This window comes from Pandoraea terrigena (assembly GCF_902459705.1).
GTDB classification, from domain to species: domain Bacteria; phylum Pseudomonadota; class Gammaproteobacteria; order Burkholderiales; family Burkholderiaceae; genus Pandoraea; species Pandoraea terrigena.
Genome location: NZ_CABPRU010000001.1, coordinates 172,491 through 191,759, shown reverse-complemented (window position 1 = coordinate 191,759; position 19,269 = coordinate 172,491). Strand labels below are relative to the sequence as shown.

Here is a 19,269-nt window from a genome sequence, read left to right as displayed (position 1 = left end):
TGGTGCCCCGGGCTGCGCCGGCGATCAAGCCCGCACCCGGTCGCGATGCGACCAGACGAAGAGCGGCCATGCCAGCACGGCACACACGAGCCCCCCGGCCCACACCAGCCCCCAGCCGCCAATCGACAACAGCAGCGGGATCGCGAGCGGCGTGAGGAACATCGTCAGGAACACCCCCGTGTTGCCGATACCGAGCGCCGTTCCCGCACGCGACGCCCCGGCAAGCGTGGCCAATTCGGTGAATGCCACCCCATGCCACGCCGACGCCACCACGCCCCCGACAATCAGCAGTGCGATCATCCACGGCGTGCCGTGCGCCAGCCAGGCCGGGTGATGCGCAAGTGCCGTCACCAGCAGCGCCAGCAAGGCAAATACCGTACCCACCGCCATCACACAGAGACGCAGATATTGCGGCCGGTTGCGGCGCTTGTCCGTGAAGCGTCCGCTCCACACGCGTGTGATCGCGGCCCCCGCCTGCACCGCGCCGAGCGTCAGCGAGATCGTCACCACGCTGGCGTGCGCAACGTCATGCAGAAACACCGTACCGAACGTCAGCACCGCGATCTGCGGCATAGCAAGCACCGCCATCCCCAGCGCCGTACTCAGCAAGCGAGCATCGCGTAAGGGCGAATACGCCAAGGCAGCATGCTCGTCGGCGGCGGCCGCCCCGCGCGCCGTCTTGCGCGCGCTCTCCTGCGGTTCCTCCGGCGGTTCGAGCAGCCACCGCCACGCCACGACGGCCGCGGCCAACGACGCCACGGCCAGCCCGCCATAGACGGCCTCGAATCCAAAGTGCTGTGCCGCGCCAGGCAACACCAGCGCGCCGATCCCGCCGCCGAGCGGCACGGCACATTGCCGCACGCTCATCGCCAGCCCCCGCTCGCGATCGTGGAACCAGCGCATGATGGCGCGCCCGCTGGATCCGTTGACGCTGCCACCGAGCATACCGATCGCGAGCATCCCCGCCGCAAGCATCGGCATCGACGGCACGGCATGTGCCGTCGGCACGCCCCACAGCGCCAGCCCCGCGAGTGCGAACGCCGTCACCATCAATCCGACGAGCAGTACGCGCCGGTCACCCCAGCGGTCAGTGAGCATGCCCCACGGCAGTTCGGAGACCGCGATGCCCAGCCCGATCATGCCGAGCACGATGCCGAGATCGCCGTTGGCCAGCGTGTAAGCACTGCGCATCTGCACGGCGGTGGCGGGAATGCCGCCCATTGCGGCGGCAAAGCTGGCATTGGCCGCCACGCCGACGCCCAGCACCTTCCAGCGGTGATTGCGGCCGAGGCGACGGGCGAGCGTCGGCGCGATGGGCCCTGGCGTCATCTGGCGGGCAGTGGCAGGAGCGGTACACAGACGTTCGTTCATGGGTGACAGTGCGCAACCTCAAAGGGGGAAAGGAATGGCGGCGCCTGTCTCACGCCAACACACGATTCAGGCCACCATGAAGCGCATCGTACGGGTAGACATCGCATCGGAAAAGCGGGAAAATTCGATGCCATATATCGTGTTTTCCGAATCAACGACAACCGTAACCGCACGCTATCCCCGCCACCAACGCGATGCCATTCCGAGAGCTGCCATGAACGCCCGCGCCTTCGACCTCACGCAGTTGCGTACCTTCATCGCCATTCACGACGCCGGCAGCATTTCGGCGGCGGCCGAGCAGATCTTTCTGTCGCAATCGACCGTCAGCGAACAACTCCAGAAGCTCGAGGCGCGCGCCGGCCAGTCGTTGCTGGTGCGATCGCGCAAAGGCATGCGGCCGACCCCGGCGGGCACTCGGTTGCTCTCGTACGCACGGCAGATTTCGGCGCTGTCCGAGGCGGCGTTCGAAGATCTGCAGGGCGTGCTGCTTGACGGCGAGTTGCGCATCGCCATCACGGACTATTACCGTCCGCACGACGTCGGCCGCGTACTCAAGCGATTCACGAGCCTGTACCCGCGCCTGCGACTGCATGTGAGCGCCATGCAAAGCGCGCAGATCGAGCGCACCGCCCTGACCGGTGAGCAATTCGATGTGGGGCTGGTGTTGCGTCTGATGAACGAGGATGTCGGCCGTGGCGCCAAGGCGCTGGGCTACCGAACGCCGGGCACGCTGGTGCGCCGCGAGCGTCTCGTGTGGGCGATGTCGTCGACGCTGGCCGAGCCGCTCGGTGAGCCGTTGCCACTCGTGACGCTGCCGCCGTCATGCGCGCTGCAAAGCCTCGTGCTCGGGGTACTGGAGCGGCACAACGTGCCCTATCGCATCTCCCATTCGGCGGCGGGCGTGGCCGGCATGCAACTGGCGCTTGGCGCGGGGCTGGGTATCTCGTGCCTGAACGAATCGGCGCTCACGCCCGATCTCGTCGTATGTCCGCCGTCGCTGGGCCTGCCCTCGTTACCGCGCGCGGAATTCCACCTGCTGCCCGGACGCGCCGACGAGACCGACCTGATCCGTCATGCGCGCAATGCGCTACTGCGACTCTTCGCGTGATACCTTTGCCCCCTGATCCCGATTCTGTCCGCTTACTGCGGTTGCCGTCATGCCGGAAGCCACTCCGATTCGTCTGAATTTCAACACCCGCCGCGCGCTGCTGTTCGCGCTGACGGCCGAGCGTCTGTCGGCCTTTTACGAACATGGGCAATGGATGACGGACAAGCAGGGCGCGACGCTCGCGCAAATGTGGCTATCGCGCTCGAAGCTTCAGCTACCGCTTGAAGAGCGGCGTCTGCTCTCGACATTGAGCGACGATTTCGCGCGCGAACTGGCCGGCACGCTCTCGCGCGAGGCCGGCCTGTATACGGCCCATGAAATGACGGAATCGCTCGACGCGGACTATGCGTTTGCGTCGACCGTGGCGCAGGATCTGCTGGAGGACTGCACGCGCCGCCTCATCGAGGCAGGCATCACGGAGTAGCGAAGCCAGCGAGGGGCACGTCAGAACGCGCCTCAGGCGACGATGCCGCGTTCCTGGACGAGCACCCAGGGCGCAACGACGACCGCCCACAGTTCCGGCTCGCGCTCGGCGAAATCGGCCGCTTGCTCGGCTTGCATACGCTGCACCAAAGCCGACGATAGCCATTGCGACACGGTGGCCTTATCGTCGTTGGCGATCGCCTCGGCGGCCGACACGAGATCCACACCGGGCGCTACGTACAGCAGCACACCGCGCGCAAAGAACGATTCCAGGTCCTTCCAGTCGATCTTGGCGGTTTCACCGAGCAGACGCAGATAGACGTCGCTGGCACCGGACGCGGCGGCTTGGGAAACGCGAAGTGATTGGGCGGGCTTGGGCGAATCCATGACAACGGGCTCCAGATTGCGCGGGTCGACGAAAACGACGGCGCCGGGGACGCGGAAATAACGAAAACCCGCATTGTAATGCGCCCCGGGCATGCGCGAGGGTGGTAGCATCGGAACCCCACGTAGCGCATGTTGCCGCAGCGACACGGCACGACTGCCGCGTGGTGGCTAACGCTTTACCGAGGAACCGCATGTCCAAACAAAAAACCGATCCCAAGCTGGAACAAGCGCTGACGCGCGGCGATCTCGCCATGCGCCAGATCAACTCCGCCCGTGCGACCGCGCTGCTGCGCGCCCTTGGCGAGATGATCGTGGCAGCGTCGGCAACGATCGGCGTCGAAGCGGTGGTCGACGTGCCCAACGGCGACAAGGTCTACGACCCGGAAGACGGCGTGTGGCCGCAGGCGCTCGTGCTGTCGTTCGACGGTCCCATCGAAGAGGCCGACGAAGAAGAGCTGCGCACGGTGCAATTGATTGCCGACAAGTATCCGGAAACCTTCCAGGTGGTATGGCATCGTGCCGATGGCAAGATCGGCCGCCATGAAGCGCGTCCGCTCGCGATGGTCGCTTTCCTGACCGACGTCGAAGTGCCGTGGCTCGACGACGAAGCCTGATCCCGCATCGATCCCGGCACTGCCGCTGACGGCACGAGGGCCGGGGGCGGTGTCGCCCCTGGCCCTTGTGATGCGCGCCTGCGAGAACGCCGTCGTCTCGAAATAATAAAGGCTGAAAATGCCGAGAAACGCGAGACAGGCGAAGTGGGGCCAGCGACACGCCAGCCGAACAGTTTGCGCGCCGAGTTCGTGACGACAAGCGCAGAGCAGCGACACCACGACGAACGCACCGAAGCATTTCCAGAAGGCGATCAACGCGGGCGTGGCCCCTTGATCGAAACCGGTCCGCGTCAACACGCCGATCGTGCCGTTCAGGACAGCGGCGACCAGCGCGCAGATCTCCGGTCCGTAGGCAGTGCGATCGGACAAGCGCATTCTCCGAGGCGAATTTGATAGATAGGCCTTAATCGACGCACTTATGGCGTTTGAGGTGTTCTAACGAAGTCGACAAAGGTCACGCGATCGCCCCGATCCGACGAGAAGATGCCTTCCCACCTGTCATCCCATTCGGAAAACGCGTCGTCTGCTTGGACAATTCGCTGAACCAGCCGATTATTGGAAAAACCAAGATCAGCGGGACCCACCAAAAGAACATAAGGTTCGCGAACCATCCTTGCGAATAGGCAGTCACGGCCATCGACGCATGAAAGGCAAGAATCGACCAAGACTCGACTCGGGATTCGTTTGGGCGCTAGGAAAAAGACAGGCGACTCAGAATCAGGGACTTGATGTAGCGGCGTGTCAACCGGCCATATATCGCGCTCAATATGAATCGCCGGAAGAAGTCTGGGCCTCGTTGGGTCTCATATATCCCTGCGCGCATCAGCTCCCGATAATCAGGATCGTGACTGACGTCCCCCAATCGTGAGTGATGCAAGATTACGTGGGATTGCCGATAAGCAAGCATGGATTGCGTGATTGGCCAATCGCAAAATACTCGGCTCACAACCCTGTTCAACGCCTTCGATCTGAACAGCGTTCCATGCGATCCATCATGGAAAAGACTTGCCAATGCGCGCTGTCTGGCAGCGATGATCAGAACTGACAACGGATACAGCAGCGGATGCACCTCCAATGACAACAGGCATCCCGCAAGAATCCAAACGTAATCGGAAGCAATAGAAACAAGCCCTCGATAGTTGTTTCGCTCACACAATGTCTTGATGCGGTTCTTTTGATCTCCGTTAAGCGCGAGATCCGTGTATTTCAGTGCTATTTCCCCCTCCACCAAACGTTCCGATGACAGAAGGGAGCATCCCCATTTTCCGTCATCGCTCATCACGCTCCGAGCGGGAAGCGCGCACCAATTTTGACCTCGCATTCTGCCTGTGGAAATACACCGGCAGAATGCGATAGGGTGCGAAAAGTCATATTTCAGAATTTTCGGACGACTCAATCCTCTGCAAGCTAGCCGCTATCCGCGCGAATCAGATCGACGTCAGCGCAAACGTGCCGCCCGTCGCGAGCTTGTCGACGACACCGCCCTGCTTGAAATGCACCGCGTCGAATTCACCGAGCACGGTGGCGTTCTCGCCCTGCACATGCAGCGCCGTGCCCTCCGGAATGGCAACGACGCGCTCGTCCGGATTGATCGCCAGGTACTCGGCCAAACGCTCCTCGCGCGATTCGCCGTTGTGCCCCGCCGGCTTGCCGCTGATGAAGTGCGGATTCACCTGGAACGGAATCAGGTTGAGCGCCTTGAGCGTCGGCGGCTCGACGATCGGCATGTCGTTGGTCGTGCGAATGGTCGGGCACACCACGTTCGCCCCGGCGCTCCACCCCACGTACGGCATCCCCGCGTTCACACGCTCGCGCAGCAGGCCCACGATGCCCGCGTTGTACATGCGATCGAGCAACACGAACGTATTGCCCCCGCCCACCACGACGGCTTGCGCCTGCTCGACGGCGGCACGCGCGTCCTTGTGGTGATGAATCGACTCAAGGGCATAGCCCAGCCGGTCGAACGTCGGCTTCACGCGCGCTTCGTACTCGTCATAGCTGAAGGTGATGCCCCCGGCGTAGGGTATGAACAGGACACTTTTCACGCGATCGCTGAGCACCGCATGCACTTGATCGTCGGCGTGCGCCAGAAAGCCCTGGGTGCCCTTGCGGGAACTGCTCATCATCAAGATCTGTTTCACGACGCATGCCTCCACGGCAGATGTTTTCGGGGGTACGGTCCGGCGCGGGCGCACCGCGCACATTCGGTGCAAACGGTGAGTGTACCCGTCGCCTCGACCGATGCTTGGCCCCCTCGCCCCGCGTAACAGCCATCGCGTCGTCCTGCGCCCCAATTTCTCATGAAGTGAAATGCCATACCGAATGCTGCAACCACCCCTTGCGCCTTGCGCATCGGACGGAACCCCCCGTGGCACCGATGTCATGCGCAAATCCTTATGCCGCCTATAAGCTACGGCGGTATCACGAGGCGAAATCCCGGGTTTCCGAGTGGCCAGAGAAGGATTACACTCAAGGTCTTATATAAGACTGCCCCTTATCGTCGACAACCCGGCCGTCAAACGCGCGCCAACCGCGTGCGCGTCTCGGCCAGGTCGTCAGACGAAATCGCGTCAACCTGGTTTTCAAACTCGAGTACAGCATCATGACTTCCACTTCCCAGCGTGGCGGCCTGACGGTCGCAGACAACCTGATCGCGTTCATCGAAAAGGAAGCCCTGCCGGGCACCGGCGTCGATGTCGATGCATTCTGGAAAGGCCTCGACGCCATCGTCCATGACCTCGCCCCGAAGAACCGCGCCCTGCTTGCCGAGCGTGAGCGCCTGCAAGGCGAGCTCGACACCTGGCATCGCGCCAACCCGGGCCCCATTGCCGACGCCGCGGCCTACCGCGCGTTCCTCGAAAAGATCGGTTACCTGCTGCCCGCGCCGGCCAGCGTGAAGGCCACCACGGCCGACGTCGACCATGAGATCGCCGAGCAAGCCGGCCCGCAATTGGTGGTGCCGCTCTCCAACGCCCGCTACGCCCTGAACGCCGCCAACGCGCGCTGGGGCAGCCTGTACGACGCGCTCTACGGCACCGACGCCATCCCCGAAACGGACGGCGCGGAGAAGGGCGCCGGCTACAACCCGAAGCGTGGCGAACGCGTGATTGCCTTCGCGCGCGGCTTCCTCGATCAGGCCGCACCGCTGGCCAACGGCTCGCACAAGGACGCCACCGGCTACCGCGTCGAGAGCGGCAAGCTCGTCGTCACGACGAAGACGGGTGAGACGGGCCTGGCGACGCCCGCCCTGTTCGTCGGCCACCAAGGCGACGCGGCTGCGCCGACGGCCGTGCTGCTCAAGCACCACGGCCTGCACTTCGAGATCCAGTTCGATGCCAGCCACCCGATCGGCAAGACCGACGCGGCGCACATCAAGGACGTGCTCGTCGAAGCCGCCATCACGACCATCATCGACTGCGAAGACTCGGTCGCGGCCGTGGACGCCGACGACAAGGTCGACCTGTATCGCAACTGGCTCGGCCTGATGCAAGGCACGCTGACGGAAGCCGTGGAGAAGGGCGGCAAGACATTCACGCGCCGCCTGAACGCCGACCGTGAATACACCGGCGCCAACGGCCAGCCCGTGACGCTGCACGGCCGCTCGCTGCTGTTCATCCGCAACGTCGGTCACCTGATGACCAACCCGGCGATCACCGATCGCGATGGCCGCGAGATTCCGGAAGGCATTCTCGACGGCGTAGTCACCGTGCTCGCCTCGCTGCATGACCGCAAGCATCGACTGAACTCGCGCACCGGCTCGATCTACATCGTCAAGCCCAAGATGCACGGTCCGGCCGAAGTGGCCTTCGCCGATGAACTGTTCGGGCGCATCGAAGCGCTGTATGACCTGCCGCGCAACACGCTCAAGATGGGCATCATGGACGAAGAGCGCCGCACGAGCGTGAACCTCTCGGCCTGTATCGCCGCCGCCGCGTCGCGCGTCGCATTCATCAACACGGGCTTCCTCGATCGTACGGGCGACGAGATGCACACCGCGATGGAAGCCGGTCCGATGATGCGCAAGGGCGACATGAAGTCGTCGGCCTGGATCACGGCCTACGAGAAGAGCAACGTGCTCGTGGGTCTGGCCGCCGGCCTGCGTGGCCGCGCGCAGATCGGCAAGGGCATGTGGGCCATGCCGGACCTGATGCAAGCCATGCTCGAGCAGAAGATCGCGCATCCGAAGGCCGGTGCGAACACCGCGTGGGTGCCGTCGCCGACCGCCGCCACGCTGCACGCCTTGCACTATCACATGGTCGACGTACAGGCCGTCCAGCAGGAACTCGAGAAGATCGACTACGCGAAGGAGCGCGACACGCTGCTCACGGGCCTGCTGACGGTGCCGGTCGTGGCCAAGGCCGAATGGTCTGCCGACGAGATCCGCAAGGAGATCGAGAACAACGCGCAGGGCATTCTGGGGTACGTCGTTCGCTGGATCGATCAGGGCGTGGGTTGCTCGAAGGTGCCGGACATCAACGACGTCGGCCTGATGGAAGACCGCGCCACGCTGCGCATTTCGAGCCAGCACCTGGCGAACTGGCTACGTCATGGCGTCGTCACGCGCGAGCAGGTCGAAGAGACCTTCAAGCGCATGGCCGCCGTGGTCGACAAACAGAACGCGGGCGACGCGCACTATCGTCCGATGGCGCCGAACTTCGACGACTCGCTGGCGTTCCAGGCAGCCAGCGCCCTGGTGTTCGAAGGTCTGACGCAGCCCAGCGGCTACACCGAGCCGCTGCTGCACAAGTACCGTCTCGAACTGAAGGCGAAGCAACGCGGGTAACCGCTCGCCGATAAGTCGACCGGTCCGAGGCTTATCATTGGACGCCCGACGGGGTAACCTGTCGGGCGTCCTTGTATTTTCAGGAGTCGGCTGCGCATGGACCCCGCCCTTGCCCTGCAACGCGCCGAGCGTCGCGCCCTGTCGTTTCTTCTGGCCGCGTTGGCGATCTTTGTCGCCACGCTCTTCCTGCCGGAGCACTTCGTCACGGGCTGGATCCGGGCGGCGGCCGAAGCCGCGATGGTCGGCGGACTGGCGGACTGGTTCGCGGTCGAAGCGCTGTTCCGGCGCATTCCGATTCCGGGGCTCGCGAGGCATACGAACATCCTGATTCGCAAGAAAGACGCCCTTGGCGACGGCCTCGCGCGTTTCGTGCGCGAGAAATTTCTCGACACCCCCTCGGTCGTTCGGCTCATCCGTCAGCAGAATCCGGCCGATGCCGTCACGCACTGGCTCGGCTCGTACGAGAACACGCGCCAGTTGAGCGCGGTGCTGGTCAAAGTCGCCAGCGGCGTCCTCGATGTGATGGACGAGCGCAACGTGCAAGTCTTCATCCGGCGCGCGCTCGACACGATGATCGATCGGCTCGACCTGTCGCAATCGGCGGCCGCCATTCTCGACACGCTCACGCGCGACGGCCGGCATCAAGCACTGCTCGACGAGACGCTCGACTACCTCGTCGAACTCCTGAACGAACCACAGACACGCGAATTCATCTCGGCGCGCATCGTCGACTGGCTCAAGAGCGATCATCCGAAGAAAGAGAAGGTGCTGCCATCGGAGTGGATCGGCAACAAGGGCTCGGACATGATTTCGGCGGCCGTCACACGCCTGCTGGCGCAGATGGAAGCTGACGAATCGCACCAACTGCGGCAGGCGTTCGATCGCGCAGTGGCCGGGTTGATCGAGCGCCTCAAGCATGATGCCGACTTTCAGGCAAAGCTCGACGCCTTCAAAACCCAACTCAAGGGCGACACCGCGTTGAACGCGTATGTCAGCGGACTGTGGAACGAGTGGCGAAGCTGGGTGAAACGCGATCTCGCGCGCGACGACTCGGTGATCGGCGCCAGGATTATCGGTGCGGCGGCGTGGATGGGGCAGGAGCTTGCGCGAAGCGAGTCGCTGCGAAAGGCGCTCGACGCGCAGTTACTGGATGCGGCCGAGCGCATGGCGCCCGGTTTTTCCGACTTCGTGACGGAGCACATCCGCGCAACGGTGCATGGCTGGAATGCCGAACATCTGTCACAGCAGATCCGCCTGAGCGTCGGGCAGGACCTGCAATACATCCGCATCAACGGCACACTCGTTGGCGGACTGATTGGCGCTGTGCTTTATCTGATTGCCCAGGCGCCTGTGCTGCTCGCGCGCGGCCACTGACGCACATCGCCATCGGCTTGGGTAGAACGCCTGATCGCTCGACCGGGCTTGACCGGCCGCCGCCTTTGCTGCGTCGCGCTGTCCGCCACGTTGACGCGGGCGAATCCTAGGGAAAACCCGTGGTTTTTTCGCAACGCGGCGGGCACGAAGCACAACCGGCCGCTCGACTCCGAAAAACCGTTGAAAATCAATGGTGTAATTCCGTTGGAACGAAGAGCGGACGCGCCGCCGACGCATATTGCGCCCTGATTTAGCGGGAAATGTCGCGGCGCGTAACAGTTTGTTTGATCTGACGGGGTTTATTGCGAAGTGCGCCAGCAGTAAAGTGACAACATGATGAAGTCAGCCGGCTTCGTGGCTCGCAAGGTGCACCGCACCGCGGACGACGTCGGCGCGTACAGGAGCAATGCCATGGCTGCCCTCGGTTCTTTCCTTCTGCTGGCGAGTGCCTCGCTGCTCACCGCCTCGTATTTGCGCAGTCGTGCCGCGCGTACGCGCCGTCAGCAAGTTCACGTGACGCGTCGCTGAGTCCATCGACGCCGATCGGCACTGACGGCAAGACCTCGGCGCGTATCGTCCAGGCGCGCTGCCCTGCGTGATGAATCGCGCTTGTCGACGTTTGATTATTTCAATTCCAGCAATACTCCCTTCTCAGGGAGCAGATTTTTCTCCTCGCTGCGTGCGCGTAGATTGGCGGCAATGACGACGCCCACGGTGGACGTCTCGCCAGACAGGAGAAATGATAATGAAGCCACGTCTTATCGCTTCGGCCTTCGCTGCCGCGCTGTTGAGCGCAGGTGTCGCAAGCGCCGCCGAGAATACCCAACCGGCCGCCCAACCGCAGCAAATCCAGACGAAAGCGCAGGTGCAAACGCAAGCCCAGCCGCGTGCGGTGGCTGCCGCCGCGCAAACGACGACGGTTGCCCCGGTTTATGAAGTCCCGGGCCGCGTGAATCGCGCCGGTTCGATCTACTTCGGTCAGTAAGCCGCGCAAAAAAACGGCGGGCCGGGCGTCATCCGCCGGCCTGCCGGGTTCCCGACGATCAGGCCGTGGCACTAATGAAGTTGCGTCCACGCGGACCGTCGAGTCCGGCGGCGATCATCGCGCTGGCGATATCGCCATCGAATACCTTTGCAAGCGCTGCGAGGGCTGCGCCTGACAGGCCGCCCTCGCGCGGCATCACCTTACAGATATTGGCTCGCTGCCAGCACGATGCCGGACGCCACGAGGCAGTAGATCCCGAACAGGTACCAGCGGCCGTGTTCGAGCCAGCGCGACAGCCAGCGCAGCGCCACCAGACCCGCGAGAAAGCTGAATACCATGCCGACGAGGCTCGGCGCGAGCACCGTCATGTAATGGCCGGAAAACGTTTGCGCGCCGCCCGACTTGTACAGGCGGTAAGCCTCCTTGGCGATCACCGGCGGCGTGAGCACCACCGCAAGCGCGAAGCTGAATTCCTCGACACGGATCTTGTCGAGCCCGCGCAGCATCCCTGTCGAGATGGTCGACCCCGAGCGCGAGAAACCCCGGAACGGCAGGCACAAACCCTGCACCGCGCCGATCCAGGCGGAATCGGCGCCGCGCAACGGACGATCGCCCATCGGCGGGCGCTTGCTGCCCGACATCAGGATCAGGATGCCCGCCATCGCGAGGCCGCCGGAGATGATGTACAGATTGCCGAACAGGTGCTCGATCTCGGCGTGTTCCGAGCCACGCATCAAGACCTTCTCGATGAACAGCATCAAGGCCAGCCCGATCACGCCCGTGAAACCCGTCGCGATGACGACTTGCTTCGCGTTATGCATGAAATCGTGCTTCGACGAGAAATATCGCTCGCGCCACGACGCCCAGAAATAGACGATGACGGCGAGCATCGTGCCGGTGTGCAGCATGACGAGCAACAACGTCATGGCGGGCGCCGAAGGGTCGAGGCCCATCAGCTTCTCGGCCATGATGACGTGTGCCGAACTCGACACGGGAAGCAGCTCCGCCACGCCCTGCACAATCGCGAGCACGAGCACTTGCAGATAATCCATGCGAAATCCCTGTGAAATGGGCAAGGAGCCTACGCCGGGCGCATGACGTTTTCATGACAATCACATGACGGCGGCGCCGATTGCCTGCCCGCAACCGGCTGCCGCGCATGATACTCCAACAAAAGTGCCGCGAAGTGCGCATGCGGCCCCCATCTAACGGGCGCCTTGGATCCGTGGGGTTCGACTTGCCCACCGGAAATCCACAGCTTGGTCACAGGCATACCACAGCTTACCCACAGGGTTATCGACAGATTTGCCCACAGGCCGTGGCGCATCGCAAAGCGGAAATCGGAAAGGGAAACGAGGGCGCACAAAACAAAATCGGCCACGTGAAGTGGCCGATTTGTGATCGGAGGCGCCGACCCGGAGTCGCAACGCGCCGCGCAGGCGCTGGCTCACGGGAGGTGCCGCCAGTACCGCGATGGGTGAAGCGAATCAACTACCGAAGTACGTGCTGCCGGCAAGCGCGAAGTTTCCGATCGAAGCCGGGATCACGGCAGCTGCCGCACCGCCCGCCTTGGCGATCGACTTCGGATACACCGAATCATGTTGTTGCAACAGGCCGGCTTGCTGGGCTTGCGCCAGTTCTTGTCCGACCTGGGCGCGGGTCAGCATGCTGGTTTGCGGCACCCACGAGAATTCCGACGGGCCGTCGAAAGCATCGCTGGCAAAGGCCGAACCGGCCGACACGGCCAAGATTGCGGAAACCAGGGCAGAGGTAATAAGTGTGCGCTTCATGGTGTTTTCTCCTGTCTGTTTGAAACGCGGCGATGTTCAATTCATCGTCGACAACTGCAGTCTATTAGTATCGACGTAAGCAATAAACACCGTAATTTATTATTATAAATTGCTGAATGTGAAATAATAGGGCCGAAATTGAGCGATCCCACCCACTGAAGTCCAGCGCACACCTATGCGGAAAATGAAAACGGGACGCCATCAGGCGTCCCGCATTTCATATCTTCGCGCGCGAATCGCGAACCCGTGACCGACTCGCGACTATCCGCCCGCCGATCGGCCTGCTACCTCGACGTAGCGGCGGCCTCCGACAGCGCTGTCAAGGCACCCGCCGGCGCCACCGTTTGCGCAAGCACCGGCTTGAGCGCAATGCCCGTGTGGCTCGCCGCGACCCGTGCCAGCGCATCGGGCGATGTCGCGGCCACGACCGTTCCGCCGTCCTTGCCGCCCTCCGGCCCCATGTCGACGATCCAGTCCGCCTCGGCAATCACATCGAGGTTGTGCTCGATGACGACGACGGTATGCCCGCCGTTCACCAGCCGGTGCAGCACATGGATCAGGCGCGCCACATCCGCCATATGAAGGCCGACCGTGGGCTCGTCGAGTACATACAGCGTGTGCGGCGGCTTCTGCCCGCGACGCGTGATGTCGTCGCGCACCTTGGTCAACTCCGTCACGAGCTTGATGCGCTGCGCCTCGCCCCCCGACAACGTCGGCGACGGCTGCCCCAGCGTGAGATAGCCAAGACCGACGTCCTGCATCAGTTGCAGCGGATGCGCGATGCTCGGCATCGACGCGAAGAACTCGACGGCTTCGTCGACCTCCATCGTCAGCACGTCGCCAATGCTCTTGCCCCGCCACGTGACGGCCAGCGTCTCGGCATTGAAACGCTGACCGTGACAGACGTCACACAGGACCTTCACGTCGGCGAGGAAGCTCATGCCGATGGTGCGCACCCCCTGCCCCTCGCACGCCGGGCAACGGCCGTGACCGGTATTGAACGAGAAGCGCGACGCCGCATAACCGCGGGCGCGAGCTTCGAGCGTGTCGGCAAACAAGCGTCGAATCGTGTCCCAGAAGCCGATGTACGTGGCCGGGCACGAGCGCGGTGTCTTGCCGATGGGCGTCTGATCGACTTCGAGCACGCGGTCGATCGCTTCCCACCCGGTCACCGACGCACAACCGTGCCACGCGTGCACCACAGGACTGCGTGGCGCAGCGGGTGCCGCCGACGTCGCACGCGGCTTGCCGTCAACCTTCACGGCGTGACGCACCGTACCCTTGCGGGCGCGTCGCTCGGCGGGTGACGACAGCACCGAACGTCCCACCGCGTCGAGCAGGTTCGTCATCAGCACGTCGCGCGCAAGCGTCGATTTGCCCGACCCCGAAACGCCGGTAATCGCCGTGAGCCTCGCCAAGGGCAACGACGCCGTCACATGCTTCAGATTGTGGAGCGTCGCCCCGTGCACCGTCAGCCAATTCGGCGGCACTGCCTCGACACCCTTCGCGGGCACAACCACCTCGCGGCGCGGATGAATCGGGTGCTGCAACGGATGTGCCAGGAACTTGCCGGTCAACGACTCGGGGTGCGACGCCAGATCGGCCACGCTGCCCTGCGCGACCAGCGTGCCGCCCCGTTTGCCGGCGCCGGGACCGATATCGATGATGTGATCCGCGCGGCGAATCGTATCTTCGTCGTGCTCGACCACCACCAGTGTGTTGCCCTGGTCCCCCAGCTTGCGCAACGCGCCGAGCAGAATGCCGTTGTCGCGCGGGTGCAGGCCGATGGTCGGCTCATCGAGCACGTAGCAAACGCCTTGCAGATTGCTGCCGAGCTGCGCCGCCAGGCGAATGCGCTGCGACTCGCCGCCCGACAACGTCGGTGCCGCGCGATCGAGCGTGAGATAGCCGAGCCCGACCTCCTCCAGAAACGCCAGTCGCCCCTGGATCTCACTGATCAGGTCGCGCGCGATGCTCGCCTCGCGACCGCGCAATTCGAGCGCTTCGATCCACACGCGGACGTCCGTCACGGTCCACTGCGCGACGTCGGAGATCGCGTGATCGTCGAACGTTACCGCGCGCGCGACGCCATTGAGCCGCGCCCCGTGACACGTCGGGCACGGTTGATCCCCCACGCCTTCGGGCTCCTGCGCTTCCGACGGCAACGCGTGCTCGCGTCCCCGGTTGTCCTGGCTGAGCACGGTGTCGTCGAACGCTTCGCGCTGCTCGCGCGTGAGTGCCACGCCTGTGCCCACGCACGTCTGGCACCAGCCATGCTTGCTGTTGAACGAGAACATGCGCGGATCGAGATCCGGATAGCTCGTGCCGCACACCGGGCATGCGCGCTTGACCGAGAACACCTCGATCTGGCCCACGCCTTCACCCGGGTGTTCGTCGTCCATGGTCTCGCCAAGACCGTCGAGCGGCGCGAGCAGATGCATCACGCCCTTGCCTTGCTCGAGCGACATCGCCAGCAGCGTGCGCAGCACGCCTTCGTTCTCCGGCGTGACGATCACGTCGCCCACCGGCAGTTCGATGGTGTGCTCGCGGAAGCGGTCGAGCTTCGGCCACGGGTCGACGGACAGGAAGACGCCGTCGACACGCAGATGCGAATGCCCGCGCGCCTTGGCCCACTTCGCCAGATCGGTATAAATGCCCTTGCGGCCCACGACCAGCGGCGCGAGCAGCCCCACATGCTGGCCGCGCCGATCGCGCATCAATTGCGCGACGATGGAATCCGGGCTTTGCGCCGTGACGGGCGCGCCGTCGTGAATGCAGTGCTGAATGCCGAGCTTGACGTACAGCAGACGCAGGAAGTGCCAGACTTCGGTCGTCGTCGCCACGGTGCTCTTGCGCCCCCCGCGCGAGAGGCGCTGCTCGATGGCGACCGTCGGCGGAATGCCATAGACGGCGTCCACCTCCGGACGCCCGGCCGGTTGCACGATGGATCGCGCATAGGCATTGAGCGATTCGAGATAGCGGCGCTGCCCTTCGTTGAAAAGGATGTCGAACGCCAGCGTCGACTTGCCCGATCCCGAGACGCCGGTAATCACACTGAACTTGCCGCGCGGAATCGCGACATCGAGCGCCTTCAGGTTGTGCTCGCGCGCGTTGACGATACGAATCTCGTCGCCACCGGCCGGCTTGCGCGGTACGCGTGCCGCACGCAAGGCGGTTTGCAGCGGCATGCCCGGATCGCCGACGGCACTGGCCACCGCCGCGGATCGGCCGGGCGCCACGATGTTGCGTTCGTAGTCGGCCAGGGCGCGTCCGGTGTGCGATCCGTCGCAGGCGACCACCTGCGCGAGCGTGCCCGCGCACAGCACCTCACCGCCGCCCTCGCCGCCTTCCGGCCCGAGGTCGATGATCCAGTCGGCCGCGCGCACCACATCGAGATTGTGTTCGATGACGAGCAACGAGTTGCCGCGGTCGAGCAGCTTGGCGAACGCGCGCATGAGCTTGGCGATGTCGTCGAAATGCAGCCCTGTCGTCGGCTCGTCGAAGATGAAGAGCCGGCCGCGATGCGCCACCTTCTGCCCGCTCGCCGTCTTCTTCTGCGCCGCCTCCGCCAGGAACCCCGCGAGCTTCAAGCGCTGGGCTTCGCCGCCCGAGAGCGTGGGCACGGGCTGACCGAGCTTGACGTATTCGAGACCCACGTCGACGATCGGCTGCAAGACGCGCAGCACGTCGCGATCCGACGAGAACAGCTTCACCGCCTCGTTGACGGTCAACTCGAGCACATCGGACACACTCAACTCGCGCATCGCCTCACCGGGCACGGCGCGCTGAATCTTCACGTCGAGGACCTCGGCACGATAGCGCTTGCCGTCGCAGTCGGGGCAACGCAGGTACACGTCGCTCAGGAACTGCATTTCCACGTGCTCGAAGCCCGAGCCGCCGCACGTCGGGCAGCGCCCGTTGCCGGAGTTGAAACTGAACGTACTGGCGTTGTAGCCGCGCTGCAGCGCCGACGGTACGGCCGCGAACAGCTTGCGAATCTCGTCGAACGCGCCGACGTAGCTCGCCGGGTTCGAACGCGCGGTCTTGCCGATAGGCGACTGGTCGACGAACACCACGCCCGACAGTTGTTCGGCGCCGACGAGTTCGTTGTAGGCGCCCGGGGCTTCGGTCGGGTCGCCGAAGTGACGCGCAAGCGCCGGGTTGAGGATGTCCTGCACCAGCGTCGATTTGCCGGAACCGGACACGCCCGTCACGCACACGAGCCGTCCGAGCGGAATCTCGACGCTGACGCTCTTGAGGTTGTGTTCGCGGGCGCCGGTCAACGTGAGACGCGGCGTCGTGGTGTCGACCGGACGCGCGCGCCAGTTCGACGCGTTCGCCACGTGCTTGCGCCCACCGAGGTAGCTGCCGGTCAGCGTATCGGCATGACGCACTTCGTCGGGCGTGCCGTCGAAGACGATCTGGCCGCCGCGCTCGCCCGGCCCCGGCCCCATGTCGATCACGCGGTCAGCGGCCAGCATCACCGCCGGATCGTGTTCGACCACCACCAGCGTATTGCCCGCGTCACGCAGGCGGTGCATCGCGGCGACGATACGGTCCATGTCGCGCGGATGCAGGCCAATGCTCGGCTCGTCGAGCACGAAGAGTGTGTTGACGAGCGACGTGCCGAGCGCCGTCGTCAGATTGATACGCTGCACTTCACCGCCCGAGAGCGTGCGGCTTTGACGGTCGAGTGTGAGGTAGCCGATGCCGACGTCACACAGATACTTCAGCCGCGTGCCCACCTCTTCCTGCAATAGCTTGAGGGCGTCGTCGAGCAGGCTCGACGGCAACGTGAGCGAATCGAAGAACTGACGCACGCGCGAGATCGGCATGAGCATCAGGTCGTGCATGGTGAGGCCCGGCAACGCTTCGAGCGACTCGCGCGACCACGCCACGCCACGTGGCATGAAGCGCTGCGCGGGCGGCAAAACGGCGTCGGCGTTCTCCTTCGAGCCAAGCCGCCACAGCAGGCCCTCCGTCTTCAGGCGAGCGCCGCCGCAGGTCTCGCATGTCGTGTAGCTGCGGTACTTCGAAAGCAGCACGCGAATGTGCATCTTGTACGCCTTCGACTCCAGGTAGCCGAAGAAGCGGCGGATGCCGTACCACTGCTTGTTCCACTCGCCCTTCCAGTCGGGATCGCCTTCGATAACCCATTCGCGATGCTCGGGCGAGAGCTTCGACCAGGGCGTGTCGCGCGGGATGCCCGCCTTGCCCGCGTACTCAAGCAGGTCGGCCTGGATCTCTTTCCACGCGGGGGTCTGGATGGTCTTGACCGCGCCACCGCGCAGCGTCTTGCGCTCGTCCGGGATCACCAGACCGAGGTCGACGCCGATCACGCGTCCGAACCCGCGACAGGCTTCGCACGCGCCATAGGCGGAGTTGAACGAGAAGAGCGCCGGCTGCGGATCGGCGTAATGCAGGTCGCTGTCCGGGCAGTGCAGATCCTGCGAATAACGCCAGATGTCGGGCTCGCCCTCGTCGGCCAGCACGTAGACGTTCACACGACCGCGACCGCGCTTGAGCGACGCCTCGATGGCTTCCATCGCGCGCACCTTCTCGGTGTTCTGCAAGCGGAACCGGTCGGCGACGACATCGAGCATCTTGCGCATGCCGTCGGCCGACGCGACCTCGCGCTCGGCCTGCACGCGCGTGTAGCCCGATGCCGAGAGCCATTGCTCGACCTCGTCGGCCGTGACACTGCCCGGCAATTCGACCGGGAACGTGACGACCAGGCGCGGATCGCCCTGCGCGGTGCGCGCCATCAGGTCAGCGTAGATCGTTTCAGGGGTGTCGTGGCGCACCGGCTGCGCGGTCTCGCGATCGAACAGCGCCGCCGCGCGGGCGAACAGCAGCTTGAGGTGATCGTTGAGTTCGGTCATCGTGCCGACCGTCGAGCGCGAGCTGCGCACAGGGTTGGTCTGATCGATGGCGATGGCCGGCGGCACGCCTTCCACGTGATCGACCTGCGGACGATCCATGCGGTCGAGAAACTGGCGGGCGTAAGCACTGAAGGTCTCGACATAGCGGCGCTGGCCTTCGGCGAACAGCGTATCGAAGACCAGGCTCGACTTGCCGGAACCGGACGGGCCGGTCACGACGGTCATCTCACCGGTCTGGAGATCGACGTCGAGATTCTTGAGGTTGTGCTGACGGGCACCACGAATACGAATGGCGTGGCTGGACGACGGGTCGGGTTTCGGGGATGAGGTATCCACTGGATCAGGGCCGCAAGGTTGACGATGAACAGCGTGACGTCTGACAGCGCGCGTGCGCGCCTCGGGGGGACTACTGTATCAGGCCGATACGACAGTCGCTGACAGCATCGACGCATCGCTCGGCTTGACGCGATTGTACTGTATATTTGTACAGCATTCACGCCACACCCGAACGCACCGCCGTGCCTCGCCGGGCGTATTGCCACACGTATTGCC

Annotated in this window: 14 protein-coding genes; 7 read left to right on the top strand and 7 right to left on the bottom strand. The window is 64.2% G+C overall.

Features of this window, described 5'->3' with window-relative positions:
• Nucleotides 1-24 precede the first annotated feature (24 nt).
• Complete coding sequence (locus PTE31013_RS00800) at nt 25-1,329, bottom strand: MFS transporter (RefSeq protein ID WP_174978418.1); 1,305 nt, start codon at nt 1,327-1,329, stop codon at nt 25-27.
• Nucleotides 1,330-1,585: 256 nt separating this feature from the next.
• On the opposite strand from PTE31013_RS00800, the gene PTE31013_RS00795 reads away from it, so the two are divergent.
• Entirely contained in the window at nt 1,586-2,479 is an 894-nt protein-coding gene (locus PTE31013_RS00795; protein WP_150610942.1) for a LysR family transcriptional regulator, read from the top strand.
• 49 nt (nt 2,480-2,528) lie between these two features.
• The gene (locus PTE31013_RS00790; protein WP_150610941.1) at nt 2,529-2,903 is read left to right on the top strand and encodes a hypothetical protein; all 375 of its coding nucleotides are present in this window, start codon (nt 2,529-2,531) and stop codon (nt 2,901-2,903) included.
• Nucleotides 2,904-2,935: 32 nt separating this feature from the next.
• Here PTE31013_RS00790 and PTE31013_RS00785 read toward each other — a convergent pair whose 3' ends face one another.
• The gene (locus PTE31013_RS00785; protein WP_150610940.1) at nt 2,936-3,289 is read right to left on the bottom strand and encodes a DUF2288 domain-containing protein; all 354 of its coding nucleotides are present in this window, start codon (nt 3,287-3,289) and stop codon (nt 2,936-2,938) included.
• 191 nt (nt 3,290-3,480) lie between these two features.
• Here PTE31013_RS00785 and PTE31013_RS00780 point away from each other — a divergent pair, with 191 nt between their 5' ends.
• Nucleotides 3,481-3,903, top strand: a complete 423-nt coding sequence (locus PTE31013_RS00780) for a hypothetical protein (protein ID WP_150610939.1) — start codon at nt 3,481-3,483, stop codon at nt 3,901-3,903.
• Between the two features lie 691 nt (nt 3,904-4,594).
• Here the strand turns inward: PTE31013_RS00780 and PTE31013_RS00775 are convergent.
• Both PTE31013_RS00775 and pepE read right to left on the bottom strand, forming a co-directional pair.
• Entirely contained in the window at nt 4,595-5,182 is a 588-nt protein-coding gene (locus tag PTE31013_RS00775; RefSeq protein WP_174978385.1) for a fatty acid desaturase, read from the bottom strand.
• A 148-nt stretch (nt 5,183-5,330) separates the two neighbouring features.
• Nucleotides 5,331-6,044, bottom strand: coding sequence for a dipeptidase PepE (pepE, locus tag PTE31013_RS00770; protein ID WP_150610937.1), 714 nt, complete (start codon nt 6,042-6,044; stop codon nt 5,331-5,333).
• A 461-nt stretch (nt 6,045-6,505) separates the two neighbouring features.
• Between pepE and PTE31013_RS00765 the strand changes: the two genes are divergently transcribed.
• From PTE31013_RS00765 to PTE31013_RS00750, 4 genes are all read left to right on the top strand, one after another.
• Nucleotides 6,506-8,686 carry a malate synthase G gene (locus tag PTE31013_RS00765; protein WP_150610936.1) on the top strand — a complete coding sequence of 727 codons (2,181 nt, stop codon included), beginning with the start codon at nt 6,506-6,508 and terminating at the stop codon, nt 8,684-8,686.
• A 96-nt stretch (nt 8,687-8,782) separates the two neighbouring features.
• The gene (locus tag PTE31013_RS00760; RefSeq protein ID WP_150610935.1) at nt 8,783-10,060 is read left to right on the top strand and encodes a DUF445 domain-containing protein; all 1,278 of its coding nucleotides are present in this window, start codon (nt 8,783-8,785) and stop codon (nt 10,058-10,060) included.
• A gap of 333 nt (nt 10,061-10,393) precedes the next feature.
• Nucleotides 10,394-10,588 carry a hypothetical protein gene (locus tag PTE31013_RS00755; protein WP_150610934.1) on the top strand — a complete coding sequence of 65 codons (195 nt, stop codon included), beginning with the start codon at nt 10,394-10,396 and terminating at the stop codon, nt 10,586-10,588.
• A 217-nt stretch (nt 10,589-10,805) separates the two neighbouring features.
• Complete coding sequence (locus PTE31013_RS00750; RefSeq protein WP_150610933.1) at nt 10,806-11,045, top strand: hypothetical protein; 240 nt, start codon at nt 10,806-10,808, stop codon at nt 11,043-11,045.
• A 200-nt stretch (nt 11,046-11,245) separates the two neighbouring features.
• Here PTE31013_RS00750 and PTE31013_RS00745 read toward each other — a convergent pair whose 3' ends face one another.
• From PTE31013_RS00745 to uvrA, 3 genes are all read right to left on the bottom strand, one after another.
• The gene (locus PTE31013_RS00745) at nt 11,246-12,097 is read right to left on the bottom strand and encodes an undecaprenyl-diphosphate phosphatase (protein WP_150610932.1); all 852 of its coding nucleotides are present in this window, start codon (nt 12,095-12,097) and stop codon (nt 11,246-11,248) included.
• Nucleotides 12,098-12,532: 435 nt separating this feature from the next.
• The gene (locus tag PTE31013_RS00740; protein ID WP_150610931.1) at nt 12,533-12,835 is read right to left on the bottom strand and encodes a DUF4148 domain-containing protein; all 303 of its coding nucleotides are present in this window, start codon (nt 12,833-12,835) and stop codon (nt 12,533-12,535) included.
• Nucleotides 12,836-13,119: 284 nt separating this feature from the next.
• Nucleotides 13,120-19,053 (bottom strand): excinuclease ABC subunit UvrA, encoded by a 5,934-nt coding sequence (gene uvrA, locus PTE31013_RS00735; protein WP_150610930.1) that lies wholly within the window; start codon nt 19,051-19,053, stop codon nt 13,120-13,122.
• Nucleotides 19,054-19,269 lie beyond the last annotated feature (216 nt).

Excerpts from the sequence above, each read along its gene's own strand:
- PTE31013_RS00800 (WP_174978418.1), bottom strand. The coding sequence starts at position 1,329 with ATGACGCCAGGGCCCATCGCGCCGACGCTCGCCCGTCGCCTCGGCCGC.
- PTE31013_RS00795 (WP_150610942.1), top strand. The coding sequence starts at position 1,586 with ATGAACGCCCGCGCCTTCGACCTCACGCAGTTGCGTACCTTCATCGCC.
- PTE31013_RS00790 (WP_150610941.1), top strand. The coding sequence starts at position 2,529 with ATGCCGGAAGCCACTCCGATTCGTCTGAATTTCAACACCCGCCGCGCG.
- PTE31013_RS00785 (WP_150610940.1), bottom strand. The coding sequence starts at position 3,289 with ATGGATTCGCCCAAGCCCGCCCAATCACTTCGCGTTTCCCAAGCCGCC.
- PTE31013_RS00780 (WP_150610939.1), top strand. The coding sequence starts at position 3,481 with ATGTCCAAACAAAAAACCGATCCCAAGCTGGAACAAGCGCTGACGCGC.
- PTE31013_RS00775 (WP_174978385.1), bottom strand. The coding sequence starts at position 5,182 with ATGAGCGATGACGGAAAATGGGGATGCTCCCTTCTGTCATCGGAACGT.
- PTE31013_RS00765 (WP_150610936.1), top strand. The coding sequence starts at position 6,506 with ATGACTTCCACTTCCCAGCGTGGCGGCCTGACGGTCGCAGACAACCTG.
- PTE31013_RS00760 (WP_150610935.1), top strand. The coding sequence starts at position 8,783 with ATGGACCCCGCCCTTGCCCTGCAACGCGCCGAGCGTCGCGCCCTGTCG.
- PTE31013_RS00755 (WP_150610934.1), top strand. The coding sequence starts at position 10,394 with ATGATGAAGTCAGCCGGCTTCGTGGCTCGCAAGGTGCACCGCACCGCG.
- PTE31013_RS00750 (WP_150610933.1), top strand. The coding sequence starts at position 10,806 with ATGAAGCCACGTCTTATCGCTTCGGCCTTCGCTGCCGCGCTGTTGAGC.
- PTE31013_RS00745 (WP_150610932.1), bottom strand. The coding sequence starts at position 12,097 with ATGGATTATCTGCAAGTGCTCGTGCTCGCGATTGTGCAGGGCGTGGCG.
- PTE31013_RS00740 (WP_150610931.1), bottom strand. The coding sequence starts at position 12,835 with ATGAAGCGCACACTTATTACCTCTGCCCTGGTTTCCGCAATCTTGGCC.